Genomic DNA, 18775 nt, shown 5'->3' on the forward strand with positions numbered 1-18775 from the left:
TATCGCCCCAACCGAGTCGATCACCATCCACCCTCGTGCACCCACGCTCCCACCTCGGCCGGCCCGTCCCCGTGGCCGGCGACGGACTGGCAGGTCTGGCGGGCCGGGTAACCCTTCAGCCGCAGCTCCAGCCAGGTCATGATGTCGTCGTCGGCGATGGCCACCACCGTGTTGTGGTCGGCCCCGGGGTACGTCCGGTAGTCCACGACGTCGCCCACCGCACAGAGCGCGCCCACGCCCTGGTTGGCCTGGGTCTGGGCGGCGATGGTGTCCTCGGCCCCGTGCACGAAGAGGATCGGCGCGGCCGTGCGGGACCGTACCGTGGAGACGTTGCGGACCCACTCCAACAGCGTCTGGTTGCGGGCCCAGTCGGGGTTCACCCAGCGGGTGATGGGTGGCGTCACCGCCATCAGATGCGCAGCCAGCTCTTCCAGGCAGAGGCTGCGCACCGCCGGCAGTTCGGCGGCGAACTCCGGGGAGAGCAGGTCAGTGGCCTGGATGCGGTCGGGCGCGTACTGCATGGCGGCCACCGCGATGAAGCCGACGAACGCGGCCGAGGAGTAGATCCCCGTCGCGAAGGGGGGCTTCGTCGTGGCCAGGGTGTCCAGGCCGGGGGCGAAGTCGCCGCCGGACGAGATCGGCACCACGCCGAGCAGGTCCAGCTCCGGTGCCCGGTCGGCGGCCAGCTCGCCGGCACCGAGCGCGGCGAGCCCGCCCTCGGAGTGGCCCACCGAGAACCACCGCCGGCCCACCTCGGCGGAGAGGTCGCGCACCGCCCGCACGCTGTCGATCATCGACCGGCCGAGCGCCTGCCGCTCCACGAAGTTGTGCAGCTGCCCAGGCAGGCCGAGCCCCGGGTAGTCGGTGCCGGCGACCGCGTACCCGTCCCGCAGGTACTGGGCCAACAGGCCGCCGTAGTCCAGGTCAGGATCGCGCGACGGCGCGCACTGCGGCGCGACGCCCGTGGTGCCGTGCGCCCAGGAGGTACGCCGGAGGCCGAATTAGAAGAACCTTCGCGTTGTCCGCCCGTCGCAGTGGCTCGGGGCGGACCAGGGTCAGAGCAGCACGAAGAGGACGATGCTCAGCAGCGACAGGCCGAGACCGGCGACACCCAGCAGGATGCCGATGACCGCCAGCGTCTGGTTGGGCGGGCTCTTGAGGGCGGGCCGCCCGAGCAGGATCGCGGCCACCCCGAGAATCCCGCCGATGCCCCAGCAGAGCGCGAAGAACAACGACGCCCCGCCCAGGACCACCGAGACGATGGCCCAGGGGCGGGCCCGGAGGTCGAAGTCGGTGGCGGGCCGCAGGGCGACCGGGGCCACCGGAACCGGGTACGGATACCAGCGGAGCTGGCGGGGCAGGTCGGCCACCTGGCTGGTCAGGTCACCGACGAACAACGCGCCGTGGACGGCGGAGATCCGGCTCTCGTACTCGGCGAGATCGAGGTAACCCTGCTCCAGAGCCTGCGACAGCAGGTCCAGGACCTGGTTCCGCTGTGCCGTGCCCACCCGCTCTTTCAGGTTCATCGCACGAGTCCCGTCCTCCGTCTACGCCGGGGTCCCGGGAGCTGCCGGGACCTCAGCGTAGACAGCATGATCAAGCGAACCGGCTACCGCGGATCGGGGCAGCAGACCGTCAGGGCGTCCGGGACGACCTTCACCTTCATCCGGCTCACCTTCGCGCGGGCGCCACCGTCGAGTTCGTACGTCCTCGGGGTGTCCAGCCGGACGGTGACCTTGCGGGCGCGGGTGATCCGGACGAAGGGTGACTCCTCGGAGCGGCCGGCGGCCATCCGGCTCAGGGTGCGGGCCCAGTCGACCGCGCCGCTGGCGGTGGCCACCCCGACCTCCAGCGCGCCGTCGTCGGGGCGGGCGTCGTCGAAGGCCGGGATGCCGCCGGTGATCGTGCCGACGTTGCCGAAGAGCACGCAGCTCGCCTCGCCGTCGAACCAGTCGCTGCCGTCGACCCGGATCCGGGTACGCACACACTCGCCGCGCACGTGCCGCAGCCCGGTCAGCACGTACGCGAGGCGACCGAGCTTGCCCTTGAGGTTGCGGTCGGCGTCCTTGATGAGTTCGGCGTCGAAGCCGGCGCCGGCCATCACCGCGAAGTGTTCGCCGTTGAGTTTGCCCAGGTCGAGGGTACGTCGCCGGCCACGCAGCCCGATCCGTACCGCCTCGGGCAGGTCCTTCGGAATGCCCAGGTTGGTGGCGAAGAGGTTGGCGGTGCCGGCCGGCAGCACGGCCATCGGCACCCCGGAGCCGGCCATCGCGTCGGCGCTGCGCTGCACCGTGCCGTCGCCACCCCAGACGAAGACCAGCTCGGCGCCCTCCTTCAGCGCCCTGCGGACCTTCTTCGGCGCCTTGCGGCTCTTCGGTACCTCGTACCAGAGCAGGTTCTCGATACCGGCGCTGACCAGCGTCGACCGCAACTGGTCGAGGCCACCGCCGAAGGTCTTCTTCCGGTGCGCGACGACCGCGACGGTGCCGAGCTTCGGCCCGGCGCCGGCCGACTCGGCGGCGGCGTGGCCGTTCGCAGCGTGCTCGGTGGCAGCGTGGTCGGCGGCAGTCGGCTCGGTGGGGTGCTCGTCCAGGGTCCTCGTGCTCATGGTGGTCGCTGTTACCCAGCCGGGCGGTGCGGCACGCGTGTCCACGGTGGAAGAGTCGCGGTGGACGGGTACGGAGGTTCGCCGGAACCGGCCGAGGCGGGGGCTGCCTCGGCCGGGTTCGCGGTCGAGGTCAGATGCTGAGGCGCTGCCCCGGGATGATCAGGCCGGGGTCGTCGCCGACGACGTCCTTGTTGCGCTCGTACAGCGCCTGCCAGCCACCGGTCACGTCGTGCGCGGCGGCGATCTTCGTCAGGGTGTCGCCGGACCTGACCACGTACGTGTCCCGGTCGGTGCTGCGGCTCGCCGGCGGGGCGTCACGCTCGGCGGCCTCGGTCGGGGCCGAGGAGCCCGAGGAGGAGACCGGGCCGCCCAGCGGGCCGCAGGTCGGCCAGGCGCCGATGCCCTGCCCCTTGAGCACCTCTTCGGCGATCGCGATCTGCTGGGCGCGGGTGGCCAGGTCGGCGCGCGGGGCGTACTGCAGGCCGCCGTACGCCTCCCAGGTGCTCTGCACGAACTGCAGGCCGCCGAAGAAGCCGTTGCCGGTGTTGATGCTCCAGTCGCCGCCGGACTCGCACTGGGCGATCGCGTCCCAGTTGACGCTGTCGGCCTGGGCGGGTGCGGCGGTGCCGAACACGGCCGCGAGGCCGGTGACGGCCCCGACGGCGAGGGTGCCGAGTGCCCTGCGGCGGTTGCTGAGGGCGCGGTGTCGGGATTGGTGACGAGTTGCCATGGGTTCCTCCACGCCGACGAGGTGAGCTGTCGGGTTCGGGCCGGGGAGCCCGGCCGCCCGGATCGGGCGGCTTCACCCCGAGGTGACGTGCACCGTGGAACCTGGGTCCCCCGCTCCATGCCTGTGGTGAGTGTTCCGCGAGGCCAGGGGCATGGATTGGGCGTACCGGGCGGCGGTGTCCGCGTCGGCGGACCCGTAAGAATCTAGGGGTGCGCCCCGGTGGCTGCATACGCTGCGTGAGGTTGTTCACCCGGTCACGCGGGGCGACCGGCGCCGGGGTTGCGGTCGGGGCGCGGACGGGGGATCCTGCCGGTTCACCGCCCCTGACCAGGGCATCAGTGTCAACCGTCACCCAACGGGACGGGCGGGACGGGTTTGAACGGGTGTTCACTGGTGAGGTTGAAGGGAACAACGCGTACGAGGGGGGCCGCAGGTGACCAGCCAGACCGGAACCGACCGTCAGGACTTCCCGCCGGAGGGTGTCACCGACCCGATGCTGTGGCGGCTCGCGGTCAGCGTGGCCGAGGAGCACCGGGGTGCCGAGCAGGGGCACTGCCGCAACCTGCAGTGTGCGGATCAGCCGCAGCCCTGCGCGCCGTGGACGTGGGCGCAGCGGGCGATGGAGCTGGCATACCAGCAGGGGCAGACGTTCGGCTACCGGCCGGCGTCGGCGCGGGCCCGGCAGGCACCGCGGCGGCCCGACGCCGCCGCCGCCTGAGGCGGTCCCCGCCCGGATGGGCCGCGTCGACCCTGCCCGGGTCGGCCGCAGCGGGATCACGTACCCGTGGTTCCGTGTCGCGGAGGCCCCGGTCCACCCCGGTACCGGGCGGGTATCAGCCAGATCTGGGAGGCGGGCACCCCGAAGGCCACCAGGCGGACCGTCTCCAGCATCCACAGCGCCGCCCGGGACAGCTGCTGCGCCGGTCGCCGCAGCGGGTCGCCGGCGGCGGGCCGGCCCGGGGTCCCCGCCGACGGGCACCGGAGTCGGCGGACCGCCTCGTACGACAGGCCGAGCGGCTGCCGTGCGGTGACGACGACCGAGACACCTCGGCAGTTGCGCACGATCAGGTCGACCAGGTCCGCGCAGTCGTCGGCCAGGTGGTCGACGTCGTCGAGGACCACGAGCAGCCGCCGGTGTGCCAGCACCCGCAGTAGGCACTGGTCGGTGGACGGCTCGGTGGTGCCGGGCGGGTCGAGCTGACGCAGGAGGAACCCGACCAGGTCGGCGCGGGTGGCGGTGGTGGTGACGTCGACGGTGGCCACCCGGTGGGCGGCGAGGATGGCGGATGCCCGGCGTGCGATCGAGCGGGCCGTCGCCGTCCGGCCGGAGTCGGCCGGGCCGACCAGGGTCACCAGTCGCTGGGTGGCCAGCGAGCGGACGACGGTGTCCAGGTCGACGGTGTCCCGGTCGCGCGTGTCCAGGTCGGTGGTGTCCAGGTCGGTGGCTTCGGGCGGTCGCGCGGTGCCGGGGGCCGACGGGGGGAAGCAGGGGTGGCCGGCCGGATGGCTCGCCGGTACGTCGTCGACCCCGGACCAGGCCCGCCAGAGGTGCCGGTAGGTGTCCACCAGTTCGGGCCCGGGGGCGATGCCGGCATCGGCGGCGAGGCGGGCACGTAGTTCGGCATACCGGTCGAGGGCGGCCGGCAACTGGCGGGTACCGGCCAGCACCGACAGGTACCGGGCCTGCACCGCCTCGTGCAGGGGTGCCACGGCGGCCAGCCGCTCGGCGGTGGCCAGTACGGCCTCGGCCCGGTCCAACCGCAGGCCCAGGGTCACGTACTCCAGGGCCGCGTCGACCCACTCCCGCTGCAGCGTGTCGATTATCGGATGGCCGGGAAGCAGGCTGCGCAGCTCGACCAGTTCCGGGTCCTCCCAGAGCAGGACCGCCAGGTGGAACAGGTGAAAGGCCCAGCGGGGGTGTCCCAGTGGGAGCAGCCGGCGGGCGGTCCGGACGAGTTGCCGGAAGCGGACCAGGTCGGCGTTGTCGTGGTGGGTGCTCAGCTGGTAGCCGCCGGGGCCGGAGCAGATCACGGCGGTGCGGGACCGGCGGGGGGCCTCCGGCTCGACCGATCGACGCAGTCGGGCGATGTAGGTGTGCAGCAGGTGGCCGGCGTTGGCCGGTTGGATGTCTCCCCACAGGAGCTGTGACAGGGTGGCGACCGGCAGGAACTCCCCCGGCTGCAGGGCCAGCGCGGCGAAGAGCGCACGTTGCTTGGCCGGACCGAGGTCGTAGGTCGTCGACCCGTTGCCGGCGCATACCACGCCGAGCACTTTCACCCACACTGAACCGCTCGCTTTTTTCATAGGCTCCCGCCTGACTCCAGAGCCAGGGTAGGACGGCCTGCGGTCACAATCCAGTGTTGCGCAAGGCACTCTGCGTGAGATAGGTGCGTGATTCGCCCCGCTCGCTGCGGACGGGAACTATATAGCTTTCAAGAAGTCTTCAACTCGATCGTGCCAGGATCCGTACCCGTCAGACCCCGCCGACGCGGGCCGCTGCGAGGAACCGGGGAGCGCATGACCGAGGCAGCCGCGATCCCGACCGTGTACCGACCGACGGGCTGGCGTCGGCCGCTGGCCCTCCACCCGCACCTGGTGGACTTCGACATCCGGGGCTTCCACCCCGGCCCGGTCGCCACCCGACAGGCACTCGTGACGGCCGCGGGGTCGTTCCTGGACGGTTTCAACCGGGAACTGGACGTCGGCCCCTCCCACGCCCCGGACCTGGCGGCTGTCCCGCAGGCCTACCGTGGCTTCGCCGTCGAGGGGGCGGCGATGGCCGCCACCCTGCTCGACCGGCTCAGCCCGCTGCCCGGCCGGCGCTTCCGCACCCTCCTGAAAGTCCATCGTGGACGCTACGGCTACCTCGCGTATGTCGGCGCCGGCTGGGCCCTGGCCCGGTTGGACGGCCTCTCGGCCGGGCTGCTCGGCCGACTCGGCCGACTCGGTGCCACCGATCCGCTGGTGCGCTGGCTGGTCTACGACGGTTACGGGTTCCACCAGGCGTTCTTCGACCCGGACCGGACACTGTCGTGGTGGCGGCGGCACCCCGACCGGTGCGACGAGCGGTGCGCCATCCGGTACCAGGGACTGGGGCGCAGCCTCTGGTTCCGCGACTGTGCGGACCCGACGGCACTGGCCGGGCGGATCTCCGGACTGCCCGCCGGGCACCGGGGCGATGTGTGGAGCGGGGTGGGACTGGCCGCCACCTACGCCGGTGGGGTCGGCGACGACACCTACCTCGAACTGCGTCGACTCAACCGTCACCACCCCGCTGAGCTGGCCCAGGGCGCGGCGTTCGGCGCCGAGGCGCGGCAGTCCGCCGGGGCGTCGCCGCCGCATGTGCCCCGGGCCACCGAGCTGTTGACCGGCGCGTCGCCCGACGTCGCGGCCGGGTGGACGTGGCAGGCCCGACGCGGGCTCGACCGCCCGGGTGCCGGCCCGGCCGACTTCCAGCGCTGGCGCGAACGGATCCAGCAGCTGGCCCTTCCGTTCCTTCGCCGTTGACCCGAGGGAGTTTCAGACGATGCAGGTACGCCGAACCCTCCGTACGTTGCTCACGCCGGTTGTCGCAGTGGTCGCCTGCCTGGCCACCGGTCTGGCCACCCAGCTACCGGCCGTCGGTGCCGACGAACGTCGGGCGCTGGCCGCCCGGTTCAGCTTCGCCGTCGCCGACCTCAACCAGGACCCGCCGCAGACCCGCGCCGTACGCGCCGTCCAGCCCGCCCTGCACCACCTGCGGTCCTGGATCTCCTCGGTCGGTGCCGGTGTCGCCGTGGCCGACCTGGACGGCGACGGACTGCCCAACGAGGCGTGCCTGGTCGACCCCCGCGACGACTCGGTGACCGTCCTGGCCACCCCGGACCGGCCGAACCGGTTCCCCGCCTTCGCACTGCCCCCACCCGGGACCGACCCGACGGTGGCCCCGACGGGCTGCCTGACCGCCGACCTCAACGAGGACGGCCGTCTCGACGTACTGGTCTACTACTGGGGCCGGCCGCCCCTGGCCTACCTGCGCCAGCCGGCAGCCCCCTTCGGACCGGCCGGTTACCGGCCCGTGGAGGTGGTGGCCCAGCCCGACGAGATCTGGAACAGCACCACCGCCAACGCCCTCGACATCGACGGGGACGGCCACCTGGACCTGGTGGTCGGCAACTACTTCCCCGACGGCGCGCGGGTGCTCGACCCGACGGCGCGTGACGACCCCCGGATGCAGATGCAGGACTCCATGTCCTGGGCCCGCAACGGCGGCCGGAACCGGATCCTCAGATTCACCGGGTCGACCTCGGTCGACGGGCTGGAGCACCCCGGTTACCAGGACGTCTCCGACGCGCTCACCGCCGATCAGAGCGGTTCCTGGACGCTCGCCATCGGTGGCCAGGACCTCGACGGGGACAACCTCCCCGAGCTGTACGTGGCCAACGACTTCGGCCGGGACTACCTGCTGCACAACCGCTCCCGCCCCGGTCAGGTGCGCTTCACCGAGCTGACCGGCACCCGGGGGGCGGACATGCCGAAATCGAAGGTGGTCGGGCGGGACTCCTTCAAGGGGATGGGGGTGACGTTCAGCGACCTCAACCGCGACGGGCGGCCGGACATCCTGGTCAGCAACATCACCACCCCGTACGCCCTGCAGGAGAGCAACTTCGCCTTCGTGAGCACCGGCACCGGCCCGATCCGGGACGGCCTGGCACCGTACCGCGACGACAGCCAGCCGCTCGGGCTGGCCCGGACCGGCTGGGCCTGGGACATCAAGGCCGCCGACTTCGACGGTGACGGTGAGGACGAGATCGTCCAGGCGCTCGGATTCATCAAGGGCACCGCCAACCGCTGGGCCGAACTCCAGGAACTCGCCATGGGCAACGACGAGTTGCTCAGGTTCCCGGCGGCCTGGCCGGCGTTCCGGCCCGGCGACGACCTCGCCGGCCACCAGCGCAACCCCTTCTTCGTACGGCGCTCCGACGGGCGCTACGTGAACGTGGCAGAGCAGATCGGGTTCGTCCAGCACGGGCCGACGCGCGGGCTCGCGGTCAGCGACGTCGACCACGACGGTCGGCCGGACCTGCTCGTCGCCAACCAGTGGTACCGGTCGCAGTTCCTGCACAACACCGGGGCCGCGCGCCCGTACCTCGGTCTGCAGCTGATGCTGCCGGCCGCCACGCCCGGCGGGCTGCCCCGACCGGCGGTCGGTGCCGTGGTGCAGCTGCGGCAGGCCGACGGATCGGTCCGCACCGGTCAGCTCTATCCCTCCAACGGACACACCGGCGGCAACTCCCCCGAGCTGCTGTTCGGGCTGGACGACCCGAGCGCCACCGTCAGCGCCACCGTCACCTGGCGCGACGCGGCCGGGCAGCACACGGTGACCCGGACCCTGACGCCGGGATGGCACACCGTCGTCCTCACCCCCAACCCGTGACCCGCTCCGTCCCGAGGAGGTCGATCATGCCCGAGCAGAGCAACGCCACTGCCACCGCCGCAGGCCGGGGTGATCCCCGGGTGAAGGCGCTGCGCCGCTTCGCCCTGTCGATCACCGTGTTCAACGTTCTCGGTCACCTGCTGCTCGGCTTCGAGCAGGCGTACCTGACGCCGGTGGTCGGGGTGCTCACCGGGTACACGGTGGAGCTTGTGCTGGAGACCCTGGAGGCACGCGCCCAGGGCCGGCCGGCCCGGTATCTCGGCTCCCCGGTCGCGCTCGTCAACTTCCTCCTGCCGGCGCACATCGCCGGCCTGGCCTGCGCGATGCTGCTCTACGGCAACCAGAGCCTGTGGCCCACCATCTTCGCGGTGACGGTCGCCGTCAGCAGCAAGTACGTGGTGCGGCTGCGGGTGAACGGCACCCTGCGGCACGTGCTGAACCCCAGCAACTTCGGCATCAGCACGACCCTGGTGCTGTTCAGCTGGGTGGCCATCGCACCGCCGTACCACTTCACCGAGCACGTCTCCGGCGTACTGGACGTGGTGATCCCGGTCGCCATCCTCCTCGCCGGCGCCATGCTCAACGGCAAGCTGACCCGCCGGATGCCGCTGATCCTGGGCTGGTTGGGCGGGTTCGTCCTGCAGGCCGTGCTGCGTGCGGTGATCTTCGACGCGCAGCTCGCCGCCGCGCTGCTGCCGATGACCGGCGTCGCCTTCATCCTGTTCACCAACTACATGATCACCGACCCCGGCACCACCCCCACCGCACCCCGGCGGCAGGTGGTGTTCGGCATGACCGTCGCCTTCGTCTACGGCCTGCTGGTCGTCGCCCACATCACCTTCGGGCTCTTCTTCGCCCTGGTCATCGTCTGCGCCATGCGCGGCGGGCTGATTCTCGCCGCCAACCTGCGCCGCCGTCGTCGACCGTCCGGACCGCACGGGGCCGACCCGACCGGGCAGGTCGCGTCGTCCACGCCGCCGGCCACCGCGTCGGCACCGATGCCCGTCGCCGCCGTTCGCCGCTCGATGTCCTGATCACGTCGATCCGAGGGGGAGAAACCGATGGTCGACCACGTGGTGGTCCTCGGCATGGCCTGCCGGTACCCGGGCGCCGACACGCCCGGCGAGTTGTGGGAGAACGTACTCAGCCGCCGCCAGGCGTTCCGGCCCATCCCCGCCGAACGGCTGCCACTTGCCGAGTACGGCGGTGACGGCCCCGACCAGACGTACGTGCCCCGCGCGGCCGTCCTGGAGGGATGGACGTTCGACCGGCACCGGTTCCGCATCCCCGGGCAGACCTTCCGCTCCGTGGACCTGAGCCACTGGCTGGCCCTGGAGACAGCTGCCGCGGCACTGGCCGACGCCGGTCTGCCCGACGCCACCGGGATCGACCGGTCCCGGGTGGGGGTCGTCGTGGGCAACTCGCTCACCGGCGAGTTCTCCCGGGCCGCCGCGCTGCGGGTCAGGTGGCCCTACGTACGCCGGGTCGTCGACGCCGCGTTGGGCGACACCGACGTGGCAGGCGTGGACCGGGCCGCGCTGCTGGACCGGATCGAGCAGCTCTACAAGGCGCCCTTTCCCGCCCCGAACGACGAGACGTTGGCCGGCGCCCTCGCGAACACCATCGCCGGGCGGATCTGCAACCAGTTCGACCTGCACGGCACCGGGTACACCGTCGACGGCGCCTGTGCGTCCTCGCTGCTGGCCGTCATCACCGCCGCCGAGGCGCTCACCGCAGGTCAGCTCGACGTGGCGGTGACCGGTGGGGTGGACCTCAGCCTCGACCCGCTGGAGCTGGTCGGCTTCGCCCGGGTCAACGCGCTCGCCCGCGACGAGATGCGGGTGTACGACGCCGCACCGACCGGGTTCCTGCCCGGCGAGGGCTGCGGGATGGTGGTGCTCGCCCGCGAGTCGTACGCCCGGGAGCACGGGCTGCGTCCGTACGCCCGGCTCCTGGGGTGGGCCTCCTCCTCCGACGGCGGCGGAGGACTGACCCGGCCGGAGGCCGGTGGCCAGCGGCTGGCGTTGCTGCGGGCGTACCAGCGGGCCGGGATCTCGGCCGACCAGGTATCCCTGGTGGAGGGGCACGGTACCGGCACGGCGGTGGGTGACGAGGCGGAACTGCGGGCGTTGCTCGACGTGCGCGGTGCCGGCGCGCCACCGGCGGTGATCGGCAGCGTGAAGGCCAACATCGGCCACACCAAGGCGGCGGCCGGAGTGGCCGGGCTGATCAAGGCCACCCTGGCGGTCCAGCGGGAGGTGCTTCCGCCGACCACCGGCTGTGTCGACCCGCATCCCCTGCTCTCCGGCGGAAGCAGCCTGCGGCCGGCGCGGCAGGCCGGCCCCTGGCCGACCGCCCAGCGGTACGCCGGAGTCAGCGCCATGGGGTTCGGTGGCATCAACACCCACGTGGTGGTGGGGGGCTGCACCCCGTCGGGGTCGTCGCGGCTCGGCGTCCACGTGCGGCGGCTCACCGCCGTGGCGCCCGACCACGAGGTGGTGGTCTGTGCGGCGGACAGCCCCGAGGAGCTCGCCGCCGAGCTGGTCCGGCTCCGGGAGACCGCGTACGCGATCAGTCGACCCGAGCTGACCGATCTGGCCGCCGCCCTCGCCGGCCGGCACCGGCCCACCGCGACCGCCCGGTTCGCGTGTGCCGTCGCCACGGCGACGGAACTGGTGGACGCCCTCGACCGTGCGCTGGACCGGATCGCCGACGGCGACCTCCTCGACCCGGACCGACGGGTCTTCCTGCACAGCGGCACCCCGCTGCGGGTGGGGCTGCTCCTACCCGGCCAGGCCGCACCGGTGTACGCCGGCGGTGGGGCGCTCGGGCGGCTCCTCGACCCGGACGACGGGCGAAGCGCCGACGTCGACGGCCCCCGGTCGGGCCGGGACGACGCGGAACCGGTCGACACCGCCGAGGCGCAACCGGCCATCGTGCGGTCCAGCCTGGCGGGTCTGCGCTGGCTGGACCGGCTCGGCACGCACGCGGTCGCCGCCGTCGGGCACAGTCTGGGTGAGCTGAGCGCACTGGTCTGGGCCGGCGCGCTCGGCCCCGCCGACGCGGAGTCGCTCGCGGCGGCCCGGGGCGCGGCCATGTCCGACGCCACCGCGGTGCCGTCGACCATGGTCGGGCTCGGGGCCGACCTGGTGACCGCACGCCGGCTGGTCGCCGACACCGGGGCGGTCGTCGCCGCCGACAACGCCGACCGGCAGGTGGTCGTCTCGGGGCCGCGCGACGCGGTCGAGGCGGTGGCGGCCACCGCTGCCCGGGAGGGCGTGGCGGTGACCCGACTCGCGGTGTCCCACGGTTTCCACTCCCCGCTGATGTCGGCGGCCGAGGCCGGGGTGCGCTCCGCCGCACGGCGGGTGTCCTGGCGTCCGCCGCGGCGTCCGGTGGCCTCCACCGTCACCGGGACGTGGTGGGCCGCCGAGGACCCGGTCGCGGTCCTGACCCGCCAGCTCACCGCGCCGGTCCGGTTCCGCGAGGCGCTGGCCCTGGTCGAGGCGGACCTTCTCGTCGAGGTCGGCCCGGGGCGGATGCTGAGCACCCTGGCCGAGACGGCGGGACGCCCGGCGGTCGCCCTGGACGCCGGTGCCGACAGCGCCCGGGCGGTGGCGACGGTGACCGCCGCGCTCTTCGCCGTCGGGGCGTCGCAGCGGGTCACGCCGTACTTCGACGGCCGCTTCACCCGGCCGTTCGACCTCGACCGGAAGCGGCAGTTCCTGACCAATCCCTGCGAGCGGGACCGGACCGTGGCGCCGGTCCGGCACGCCGACCGGCCCGAGCCGCCGCCGGCGGCAGGACCGCCCTGGCAGTCGGCGACGACACCCGCCGTGGCGGCCCCGCACGACGGTGGCGCGCCCCTGGATCCCCTGTCCACGGTGGTCGCCCGGGTCGCCGCCGCAGCCGAACTGCCCGCCGACCAGATCGTTCCCGCCGCGCGGCTCCTGGCCGACCTGCACCTGAACTCGATCCGGGTGGGGCAGCTCGCCGCCGAGTTGGCCCGCGATCTGGGGCGGGCGCTGCCGGCCGCGCCGCTGACCCTGGCCACCGCGACGGTCGGGGAGCTGGCCGCCACCGTCGAGGCACTGCCGCCCGCCGACCGAACACCCGACCGGGTCGACGGCGTCGGGTCGTGGGTCCGGGTCTTCGACCACCACCTGGTGCCACGGCCCGCCGCCCAGACCGCCGGCACCGGCCGGTGGGAGCTCGTCGGGAACCTGGCCGGGCATCCGCTGGCCGACCGGATCCGCCAGGTCTTCGCCACCGACGGGCCCGAGCCGCTCGGCCGGTTGCTGGCGCTGCCGCCGGGGCTGACCGGCATCCCGGCCGAGGAGATCGTCGCCGCGTTGCGCGACAGTCACACCGATCGGCGACCGCTGGTGGTGCTGCACCACGGCGGGGTCGGCGCGGCGGTGGGCCGCAGCCTCGCCGTCGAGGCCCCGCAGGCGGCGGTGCTCGTCGTGGAGACCCCGGCCGACCTCGACGGGCTACGGCTGGCCGCGCTCGAGGCGGGTCAGGGCTTCACCGGATACCAGGAGGTGGTCTTCGGCGCCGACGGCGTCCGCACCACGCCGGTGACCCGGCTGTTGGACAGCATGCCGCACGACCACCGGGACATCCCGCTGGGCTCCGGCGACGTCTGCCTGGTCACCGGCGGGGCGAAGGGAATCGGCGCGTACTGTGCCGCGGAGCTCGCCGCGGCGGTGGGCGCGACCATGGTGCTGCTCGGCCGCAGCCCGCAGGACGATCCGGAGGTGCGGGCGACGGTGCGGCGCACCGGTGCGGCGTACCGGCAGGTCGACCTGACCGACCGCGCCGCCGTCGCCCGGACCGTGGCGGCGGTCCGCGCCGAGTTCGGCCCGGTACGCGGACTCCTGCACGCCGCCGGCCGCAACGAGCCCACCACGATCCCGGAGCTGACCCCCGCCGAGGTACGCGCGACACTGGCTCCGAAGGCGGACGGTTTCGAACACGTCGTCGACGCGCTGCCAGCGGAGGAACTCCGGTTCGCGGTCGCCTTCAGCTCGGTCATCGGACGGACCGGGCTGCCCGGGGAGACCGCGTACGCGGTGGCCAACGAGTATCTCAGTCGGCGGTGCACCGAACTGGCCGCCGCCGTACCCGAGGTGCGCTGGCTCAGCGTGGAGTGGTCGGTGTGGTCGGGCACCGGGATGGGGGTACGCCTCGACGCGCTCGACGGGCTCATCCGCCGAGGGGTCGCGCCCATCCCTCCGGACGAGGGCACCCGGCTGCTGCTGCGGTTGCTGGCCGCCCCCGCCCTGCCCCCGGTCGTCCTGGTCGCCGGGCGGCTCCCGGTCGGACCGACGCTGGCCTGGTCCGGCGACGAGGAACTCCCCGCCCGGTTCCTGGAGAACCGGCTGCTCCGTACCCCCGCTGTGGAGTTGGTGGCCGAGGCGAGCCTCTCCCTCGGCGCCGATCCCTACCTGGCCGACCACCGGGTCGACACCGTGCCGGTGTTGCCGGCGGTGCTGGGCCTGGAGGCGATGGCCCAGGCAACGGCCGCCCTGGGCAACAAGACCGTGCCGGGGGTGCTCTCCGAGGTCACCCTCGCCCGGCCGGTGACCGTCGGGGAACGGAATCCCCGACTGATCCGGACCGCCGCGCTCACCGACGAGGACGGGTCGGTACGCGTGGTGATCCGCAGCGACGAAACCGGCTTCGCCGTCGACCACCTGACGGGCCGCTACGGTGGGCTGCCGGGGGCCGGGCGGCCGGTGGGGACGCCGACGACCGAGGTGTCGATCGCCGGTGCGCCGCTCTACGGGCCGTTGTTCTTCCACGGGCCACGGTTCCAACGGGTGGACGGGTACCACGGTCTCAGTGCCGACCGCTGCACGGCCCGGTTGCGGGCGCTGCCGGCGCAGCAGTGGTTCGGCGGGTTCCACGGCCAGCACCTGGAACTCGGTGACCCGGGGGTACGCGACGCGGCCCTGCACGCCGTCCAGGGCTGCGTACCGGACCGTCGGGTCCTGCCGGTGGCGGTGGCCCGGGTGGAGATCCACGCCCGCGCAGAGGGGCAGCTCACCCTCGACGCCCGGCAACGCGCACAGGACGGCGACGAGTACGTCTTCGACCTGACCGTGACCGATTCCAGCGGGTTCCCCGTCGAACAGTGGTACGGGCTGGTGCTGCGGGCGGTCGGTCCACTGGCCATGCCGGCCTGGCCGCTGCCGCTGCTCGGGCCGCTGCTGGTGCGCGAGTTGCGCCGCCGCCACGACGTGACCGTGGACCTGCTGACCGCACCGGGCGACCGCACCGACCGGCGTCGTAGCCGCGACCTGGCCGCCTGGCTGGCCGACGCCCCGGTCCGGCACGACCCGCAGGGGCGGCTACGGGTCGACGGTCCGCCGGAGAGACGCCGGCTGAGCGCCAGCCACCTGGACGGCCACGTCGTGGTCGCCGCAGCGCGGCACCCGGTCGGTGTCGACTGGGCGCTGCTCGACGACGCCGCGCAGCTGCCGACGGCGGCCGAACCGGTGACGGCGGCGGTCGCCGAGGCCGCCGCCGAGCAGCCGCAGGAGGCGGCGGCGCGCATCTGGACCTGCCGGGAGGCGCTGGCGAAGGTGGGGGAACCCGCCACCGCACCCCTGACGGTACGCGGCCCGGTCGGCGACGGCTGGGTGCTGCTCGGCAGCGGCAGCCACGCCCTGTACAGCCGGATCGTCGACACGGAGGCCGGTCGGGTGGCGTTCGCCCTGTCCCTCGACAGCCGGCCGGCACCCGCGGAGGTGAGCTGACCATGGCGGTCGCGTACGTCCACAGTCACCGGGTCACCTTCGACGAGACGAACCTGGTGGGCAACGTCTACTTCGCCCACTACCTGCACTGGCAGGGGCACTGCCGGGAACACTTCCTGGCCGAACACGCCCCCGGCGTGCTGGCCGCCCTGGACGACGGGTTGGCCCTGGTGACCCTGGAGTGCTCGGCCCGGTTCTACGCCGAGGGCCGGGCGATGGACCAGGTGGAGATTCGGATGGAGTTGGACCACCTGAACGGTCACCGGGTGGCGATGTGCTTCGACTACGTCCGGGTCGCGCCCGGCCCGGCGCAGCTGATCGCCCAGGGCAACCAGTCCATCGCCTGCATGCGCCGGGGCCCGGCGGGGTTGGAGCCGGTGCGGGTGCCGCAGGAGTTGCAGGCGGCGTTGACCCGGTACCAGGCGGTGCCGCGATGACGGTGGACGCCGCCGGGTGGGGGCCGGCCGCATCACCTCGGCGCAGGCAGCGCCCCCGTCAGGCGGCCGGTCAGGTTGATCAACCGCAGGCAGCGCGGCACCGCCGCAGCCGGCCCGACGACCCGTACCGCCTGGCTGACCACCGCCTCCAGCGGGTCGAGCCGCCCCAGGCCGAGGGCGAAGAAGGTGGTGGAGTCGGTGCTCACCCGCAGCGCCGGGTCGACCGCCGCGGTGGGCACCACGCTGACCGACCCGCCGACCACCGCCACATGGAAGAGCTCACCGTCGACATCGAACTCGTAGGTCTCGTCGGGAACGTCGGCGGGCACCTCGTCGATCATCGCCTCGACGGCGAGCACGGCCCAGCTGGGCCGGGTCACCCCACCGGCCGGTGCGGGCCGGTGGGCGCTGTAGGACAGGCCGAAGCGGGCCAGGCTCAGGATCGGCTCCCGCAGCCGTTGCCCCAGCTCGGTGAGCTCGTAGCCGGAGGTACGCCGGTCCGGGTCCAGGGAACGCACCAGCCCCGCGTCGATGAGGAATCCGAGCCGGTCGGCCAGCAGATTCGTGCCGATCCCCGGCAACGCCTCCAACAGTTCTCCGTAACGCCGCTGACGCAGCAGCAGCTCCCGCACGATCAGCAGGGTCCATCGTTCACCGACCACGTCCAGCGCGTAGGCCAGACCGCACTGCTGATCGTAGGTCCGGCGCTCTCTGGTCTGCTTCATCTGCCCGCCCCCGACCGACGCTGCTCTCGTTCTTTACTATCGCATAGCAGTGGTAGCGGGAGCGACGGGTCCGCACCGCGACCGGACGGACACCGTCGGGTCCAGTCAGAGCTGGTGTCCGGTCCCGCCGGACAGGGGCCGCGCGCGCCGGTCTCCGGCGGCGTGCCGCTCGGCGGCCTGCGTCGCCGCCATCCGGTGCACCAGCCGCAGCATCTGGTACCGCACGCCGCGGGGGCCGGTACGCCGGGCCAGCAGCGACTGGCTGGTCAACCGGTCCAGCAGGCCGGGTACGGCGTCGGTGGAGTCGGTGGCGGTGGCAGCCCAGCGGCGGCGGACCTCGTCGAGCGTGAACTCCCGTGGTCCCGTGCCCAGCAGGAGCAGCAGCCGGCGCTCCCTCGGACCGAGACAGTCGACGCTGCGTCGCAGCGCGAGGTACAGGGACCGGTGGTGCACCGGGTAGCCACGCCGGTGCGGGTGCAGTCGGTGCAGCGGGTCGGCGACCCGCCGCAGCAGCTCGGTGAGGCTGTCGGTGTAGAGGCAGGCGGCGGCGAGTTCGAGGGCCAGGGGCAGTCCGTCGAGCTGGTGACAGATCCACGCCACGGCGGCGGCGTTGGTGGCCCGCAGCTGGAAACCCGGACAGACCTGGGCGGCCCGCTGGACGAAGAACCGTACCCCGGCGTTGTCCTCGACGACCGACAGACCGTCGGCGGCGGGCAGTGGCAACGGGCCGATGCGCCGCACCGCCTCGCCCGGCAGGGCGAGCGGTTGTCTGGAGGTCACCAGCACGGAGACGGCCCGGCAGCCTCTCACCACGTCGTGCACCACGGCCGCGACGGTGTCGGCGAGATGCTCGACGTTGTCGAGCACCAGCAACCGGGGCCCGTCGCCGAGCACCTGCACCGGATCGGCCGACGCCGGTCCGCCGACGGTCTCCGCCAGGCAGGCCGAGAGGGCCGCCCGATTTGTCGTCTCGGCGAGTTCCAACACCACCACCCCGGCGGGGAAGGCGCCCTGTACGCGTTCGGCCACCGCGAGCCCGACGGCGGACTTGCCACACCCGGGGGGACCGACGACGGTGAGCAACCGGTTGGTGGCGAGCGAGTCGGCGATGGTGCCCACCTCAAGGCGCCGGCCGACCAGCGGACCCACCGTCGGGCCCGGCCCGAACCAGGGGGATCGGGCCAGGCCCGCGGCACCGGGCACCGGCGGTGCGCTCGTCGCGGGCTGCTCGTGCAGGAACGAGTCGTAGACGGTAGCCAGCTCGGGGCCAGGCTCGACCCCGAGTTCGGTACGCAGCCGGGCGCGCACCTGGTCGTAGTGGTGCAGGGCAGCGGCCCGCTGGCCGGTGTGGACGAGTGCCGAGAAGTACGCGGCCTGGACCGCCTCCTCCAACGGCTCGGCCGCCGCCATCCGTTCGGCGTGCGGCAGGACCACCGCCGCCTGCCCCAGTCGCAGCCCGATGGTGGTGTAGGCCAGGCCGGCGACCAACCAGTCCCGGCGCAGCGACTCAACCTCCCGACTGTCCGGCCACAGGCCGACGCCCAACTCGGTGAGCAGCGGATCTCGCCACAGCTGCATGGCCTGGCCGTAGCACTCGAAGGCCCGGGACTCGTCCTCGGCCTCGGCGAGGACCCGGGCCGTCGCGGCGAGCCGGCCGAAGCGGACGGCGTCCACCCGGTCCGCGTCGGCCTTGAGCCGGTAACCGCCGGAGACGGAGGCGATCACGTTCGTCCGGAACCGGGGCGGGGTGTCCGGCTCCAACGCACACCGCAGTCGGGCGATGTACGTACGGATCAGCTCCTCGACCCGGCGCGGTGGCCGACCGCCCCAGATCGCCGAGGACAACGCCTCCGAGCCGACCGGTTCCCCGGCGTGCAGGGCGAGGTAGGCGAAGACCGCACGTTGCCGGGGTGGGCCGAGGGCGATCTCCTGGTCGCCGTGGTAGGCGCGGACCGAACCGAGAACGGTGATGCGCAGCTTCCGGCTTGCATCTTCCATGCAACACCCCCAGTCCCGAGGCTAGACATCCGAAGAGTGAGCGTCCAGACACGCCCAGCCCACAGGACGGGCCACCGGTCCCGATCCCGCGCGGTAC

General features: G+C 73.3%; 13 protein-coding genes and 1 riboswitch. Of the genes, 6 read left to right on the plus strand and 7 right to left on the minus strand.

Features of this window, described 5'->3' with window-relative positions:
- Positions 1–20: 20 nt before the first annotated feature.
- The 4 genes from ACN28G_RS13075 to ACN28G_RS13090 form a co-directional block, all read right to left on the minus strand.
- Positions 21–905 carry a lipase family protein gene (locus tag ACN28G_RS13075; protein ID WP_421479219.1) on the minus strand — a complete coding sequence of 295 codons (885 nt, stop codon included), beginning with the start codon at positions 903–905 and terminating at the stop codon, positions 21–23.
- Positions 906–1055: 150 nt separating this feature from the next.
- A complete protein-coding gene (locus tag ACN28G_RS13080) occupies positions 1056–1526 on the minus strand; it encodes a DUF1707 domain-containing protein (RefSeq protein WP_421479220.1) in 471 nt (156 codons plus the stop codon).
- 83 nt (positions 1527–1609) lie between these two features.
- Positions 1610–2608: a diacylglycerol/lipid kinase family protein gene (locus ACN28G_RS13085; RefSeq protein WP_091439274.1), complete on the minus strand. Its 999-nt coding sequence runs from the start codon at positions 2606–2608 to the stop codon at positions 1610–1612.
- A gap of 130 nt (positions 2609–2738) precedes the next feature.
- Entirely contained in the window at positions 2739–3338 is a 600-nt protein-coding gene (locus ACN28G_RS13090; RefSeq protein WP_091446592.1) for a transglycosylase family protein, read from the minus strand.
- Positions 3335–3477: riboswitch (cyclic di-AMP (ydaO/yuaA leader) on the minus strand. Its footprint overlaps the gene before it by 4 nt.
- 294 nt (positions 3478–3771) lie before the next feature.
- Between ACN28G_RS13090 and ACN28G_RS13095 the strand changes: the two genes are divergently transcribed.
- Positions 3772–4056, plus strand: coding sequence for a hypothetical protein (locus ACN28G_RS13095; protein ID WP_091439277.1), 285 nt, complete (start codon positions 3772–3774; stop codon positions 4054–4056).
- A 56-nt stretch (positions 4057–4112) separates the two neighbouring features.
- Here the strand turns inward: ACN28G_RS13095 and ACN28G_RS13100 are convergent, their stop codons facing one another.
- Positions 4113–5609 carry a BTAD domain-containing putative transcriptional regulator gene (locus ACN28G_RS13100; RefSeq protein ID WP_421479221.1) on the minus strand — a complete coding sequence of 499 codons (1497 nt, stop codon included), beginning with the start codon at positions 5607–5609 and terminating at the stop codon, positions 4113–4115.
- Positions 5610–5855: 246 nt separating this feature from the next.
- On the opposite strand from ACN28G_RS13100, the gene ACN28G_RS13105 reads away from it, so the two are divergent.
- The 5 genes from ACN28G_RS13105 to ACN28G_RS13125 are packed head-to-tail and all read left to right on the plus strand — an operon-like array spanning position 5856 to position 15955.
- A complete protein-coding gene (locus ACN28G_RS13105; RefSeq protein WP_091439290.1) occupies positions 5856–6845 on the plus strand; it encodes a DUF1702 family protein in 990 nt (329 codons plus the stop codon).
- Positions 6846–6864: 19 nt separating this feature from the next.
- Positions 6865–8754 (plus strand): CRTAC1 family protein, encoded by a 1890-nt coding sequence (locus ACN28G_RS13110; RefSeq protein WP_421479222.1) that lies wholly within the window; start codon positions 6865–6867, stop codon positions 8752–8754.
- 26 nt (positions 8755–8780) lie between these two features.
- On the plus strand, positions 8781–9788 hold the full coding sequence (locus ACN28G_RS13115; RefSeq protein WP_229688577.1) for an enediyne biosynthesis protein UnbU: 1008 nt from the start codon (positions 8781–8783) through the stop codon (positions 9786–9788).
- 27 nt (positions 9789–9815) lie between these two features.
- Positions 9816–15518 carry an SDR family NAD(P)-dependent oxidoreductase gene (locus ACN28G_RS13120; RefSeq protein ID WP_421479223.1) on the plus strand — a complete coding sequence of 1901 codons (5703 nt, stop codon included), beginning with the start codon at positions 9816–9818 and terminating at the stop codon, positions 15516–15518.
- 2 nt (positions 15519–15520) lie between these two features.
- Positions 15521–15955: an acyl-CoA thioesterase gene (locus ACN28G_RS13125; RefSeq protein WP_091439301.1), complete on the plus strand. Its 435-nt coding sequence runs from the start codon at positions 15521–15523 to the stop codon at positions 15953–15955.
- A 32-nt stretch (positions 15956–15987) separates the two neighbouring features.
- Here the strand turns inward: ACN28G_RS13125 and ACN28G_RS13130 are convergent, their stop codons facing one another.
- Together ACN28G_RS13130 and ACN28G_RS13135 are read right to left on the minus strand one after the other, a co-directional pair.
- On the minus strand, positions 15988–16680 hold the full coding sequence (locus ACN28G_RS13130) for a winged helix-turn-helix transcriptional regulator (RefSeq protein ID WP_091439304.1): 693 nt from the start codon (positions 16678–16680) through the stop codon (positions 15988–15990).
- A gap of 105 nt (positions 16681–16785) precedes the next feature.
- Positions 16786–18678: an AfsR/SARP family transcriptional regulator gene (locus ACN28G_RS13135; protein ID WP_421479224.1), complete on the minus strand. Its 1893-nt coding sequence runs from the start codon at positions 18676–18678 to the stop codon at positions 16786–16788.
- Positions 18679–18775 lie beyond the last annotated feature (97 nt).

This window comes from Micromonospora sp. WMMA1923, from assembly GCF_049179195.1.
GTDB classification, from domain to species: domain Bacteria; phylum Actinomycetota; class Actinomycetes; order Mycobacteriales; family Micromonosporaceae; genus Micromonospora; species Micromonospora yangpuensis.

Excerpts from the sequence above, each read along its gene's own strand:
- ACN28G_RS13080 (WP_421479220.1), bottom strand. The coding sequence starts at position 1,526 with ATGAACCTGAAAGAGCGGGTGGGCACGGCACAGCGGAACCAGGTCCTG.
- ACN28G_RS13085 (WP_091439274.1), bottom strand. The coding sequence starts at position 2,608 with ATGAGCACGAGGACCCTGGACGAGCACCCCACCGAGCCGACTGCCGCC.
- ACN28G_RS13090 (WP_091446592.1), bottom strand. The coding sequence starts at position 3,338 with ATGGCAACTCGTCACCAATCCCGACACCGCGCCCTCAGCAACCGCCGC.
- ACN28G_RS13105 (WP_091439290.1), top strand. The coding sequence starts at position 5,856 with ATGACCGAGGCAGCCGCGATCCCGACCGTGTACCGACCGACGGGCTGG.
- ACN28G_RS13110 (WP_421479222.1), top strand. The coding sequence starts at position 6,865 with ATGCAGGTACGCCGAACCCTCCGTACGTTGCTCACGCCGGTTGTCGCA.
- ACN28G_RS13115 (WP_229688577.1), top strand. The coding sequence starts at position 8,781 with ATGCCCGAGCAGAGCAACGCCACTGCCACCGCCGCAGGCCGGGGTGAT.
- ACN28G_RS13120 (WP_421479223.1), top strand. The coding sequence starts at position 9,816 with ATGGTCGACCACGTGGTGGTCCTCGGCATGGCCTGCCGGTACCCGGGC.
- ACN28G_RS13125 (WP_091439301.1), top strand. The coding sequence starts at position 15,521 with ATGGCGGTCGCGTACGTCCACAGTCACCGGGTCACCTTCGACGAGACG.
- ACN28G_RS13130 (WP_091439304.1), bottom strand. The coding sequence starts at position 16,680 with ATGAAGCAGACCAGAGAGCGCCGGACCTACGATCAGCAGTGCGGTCTG.
- ACN28G_RS13135 (WP_421479224.1), bottom strand. The coding sequence starts at position 18,678 with ATGGAAGATGCAAGCCGGAAGCTGCGCATCACCGTTCTCGGTTCGGTC.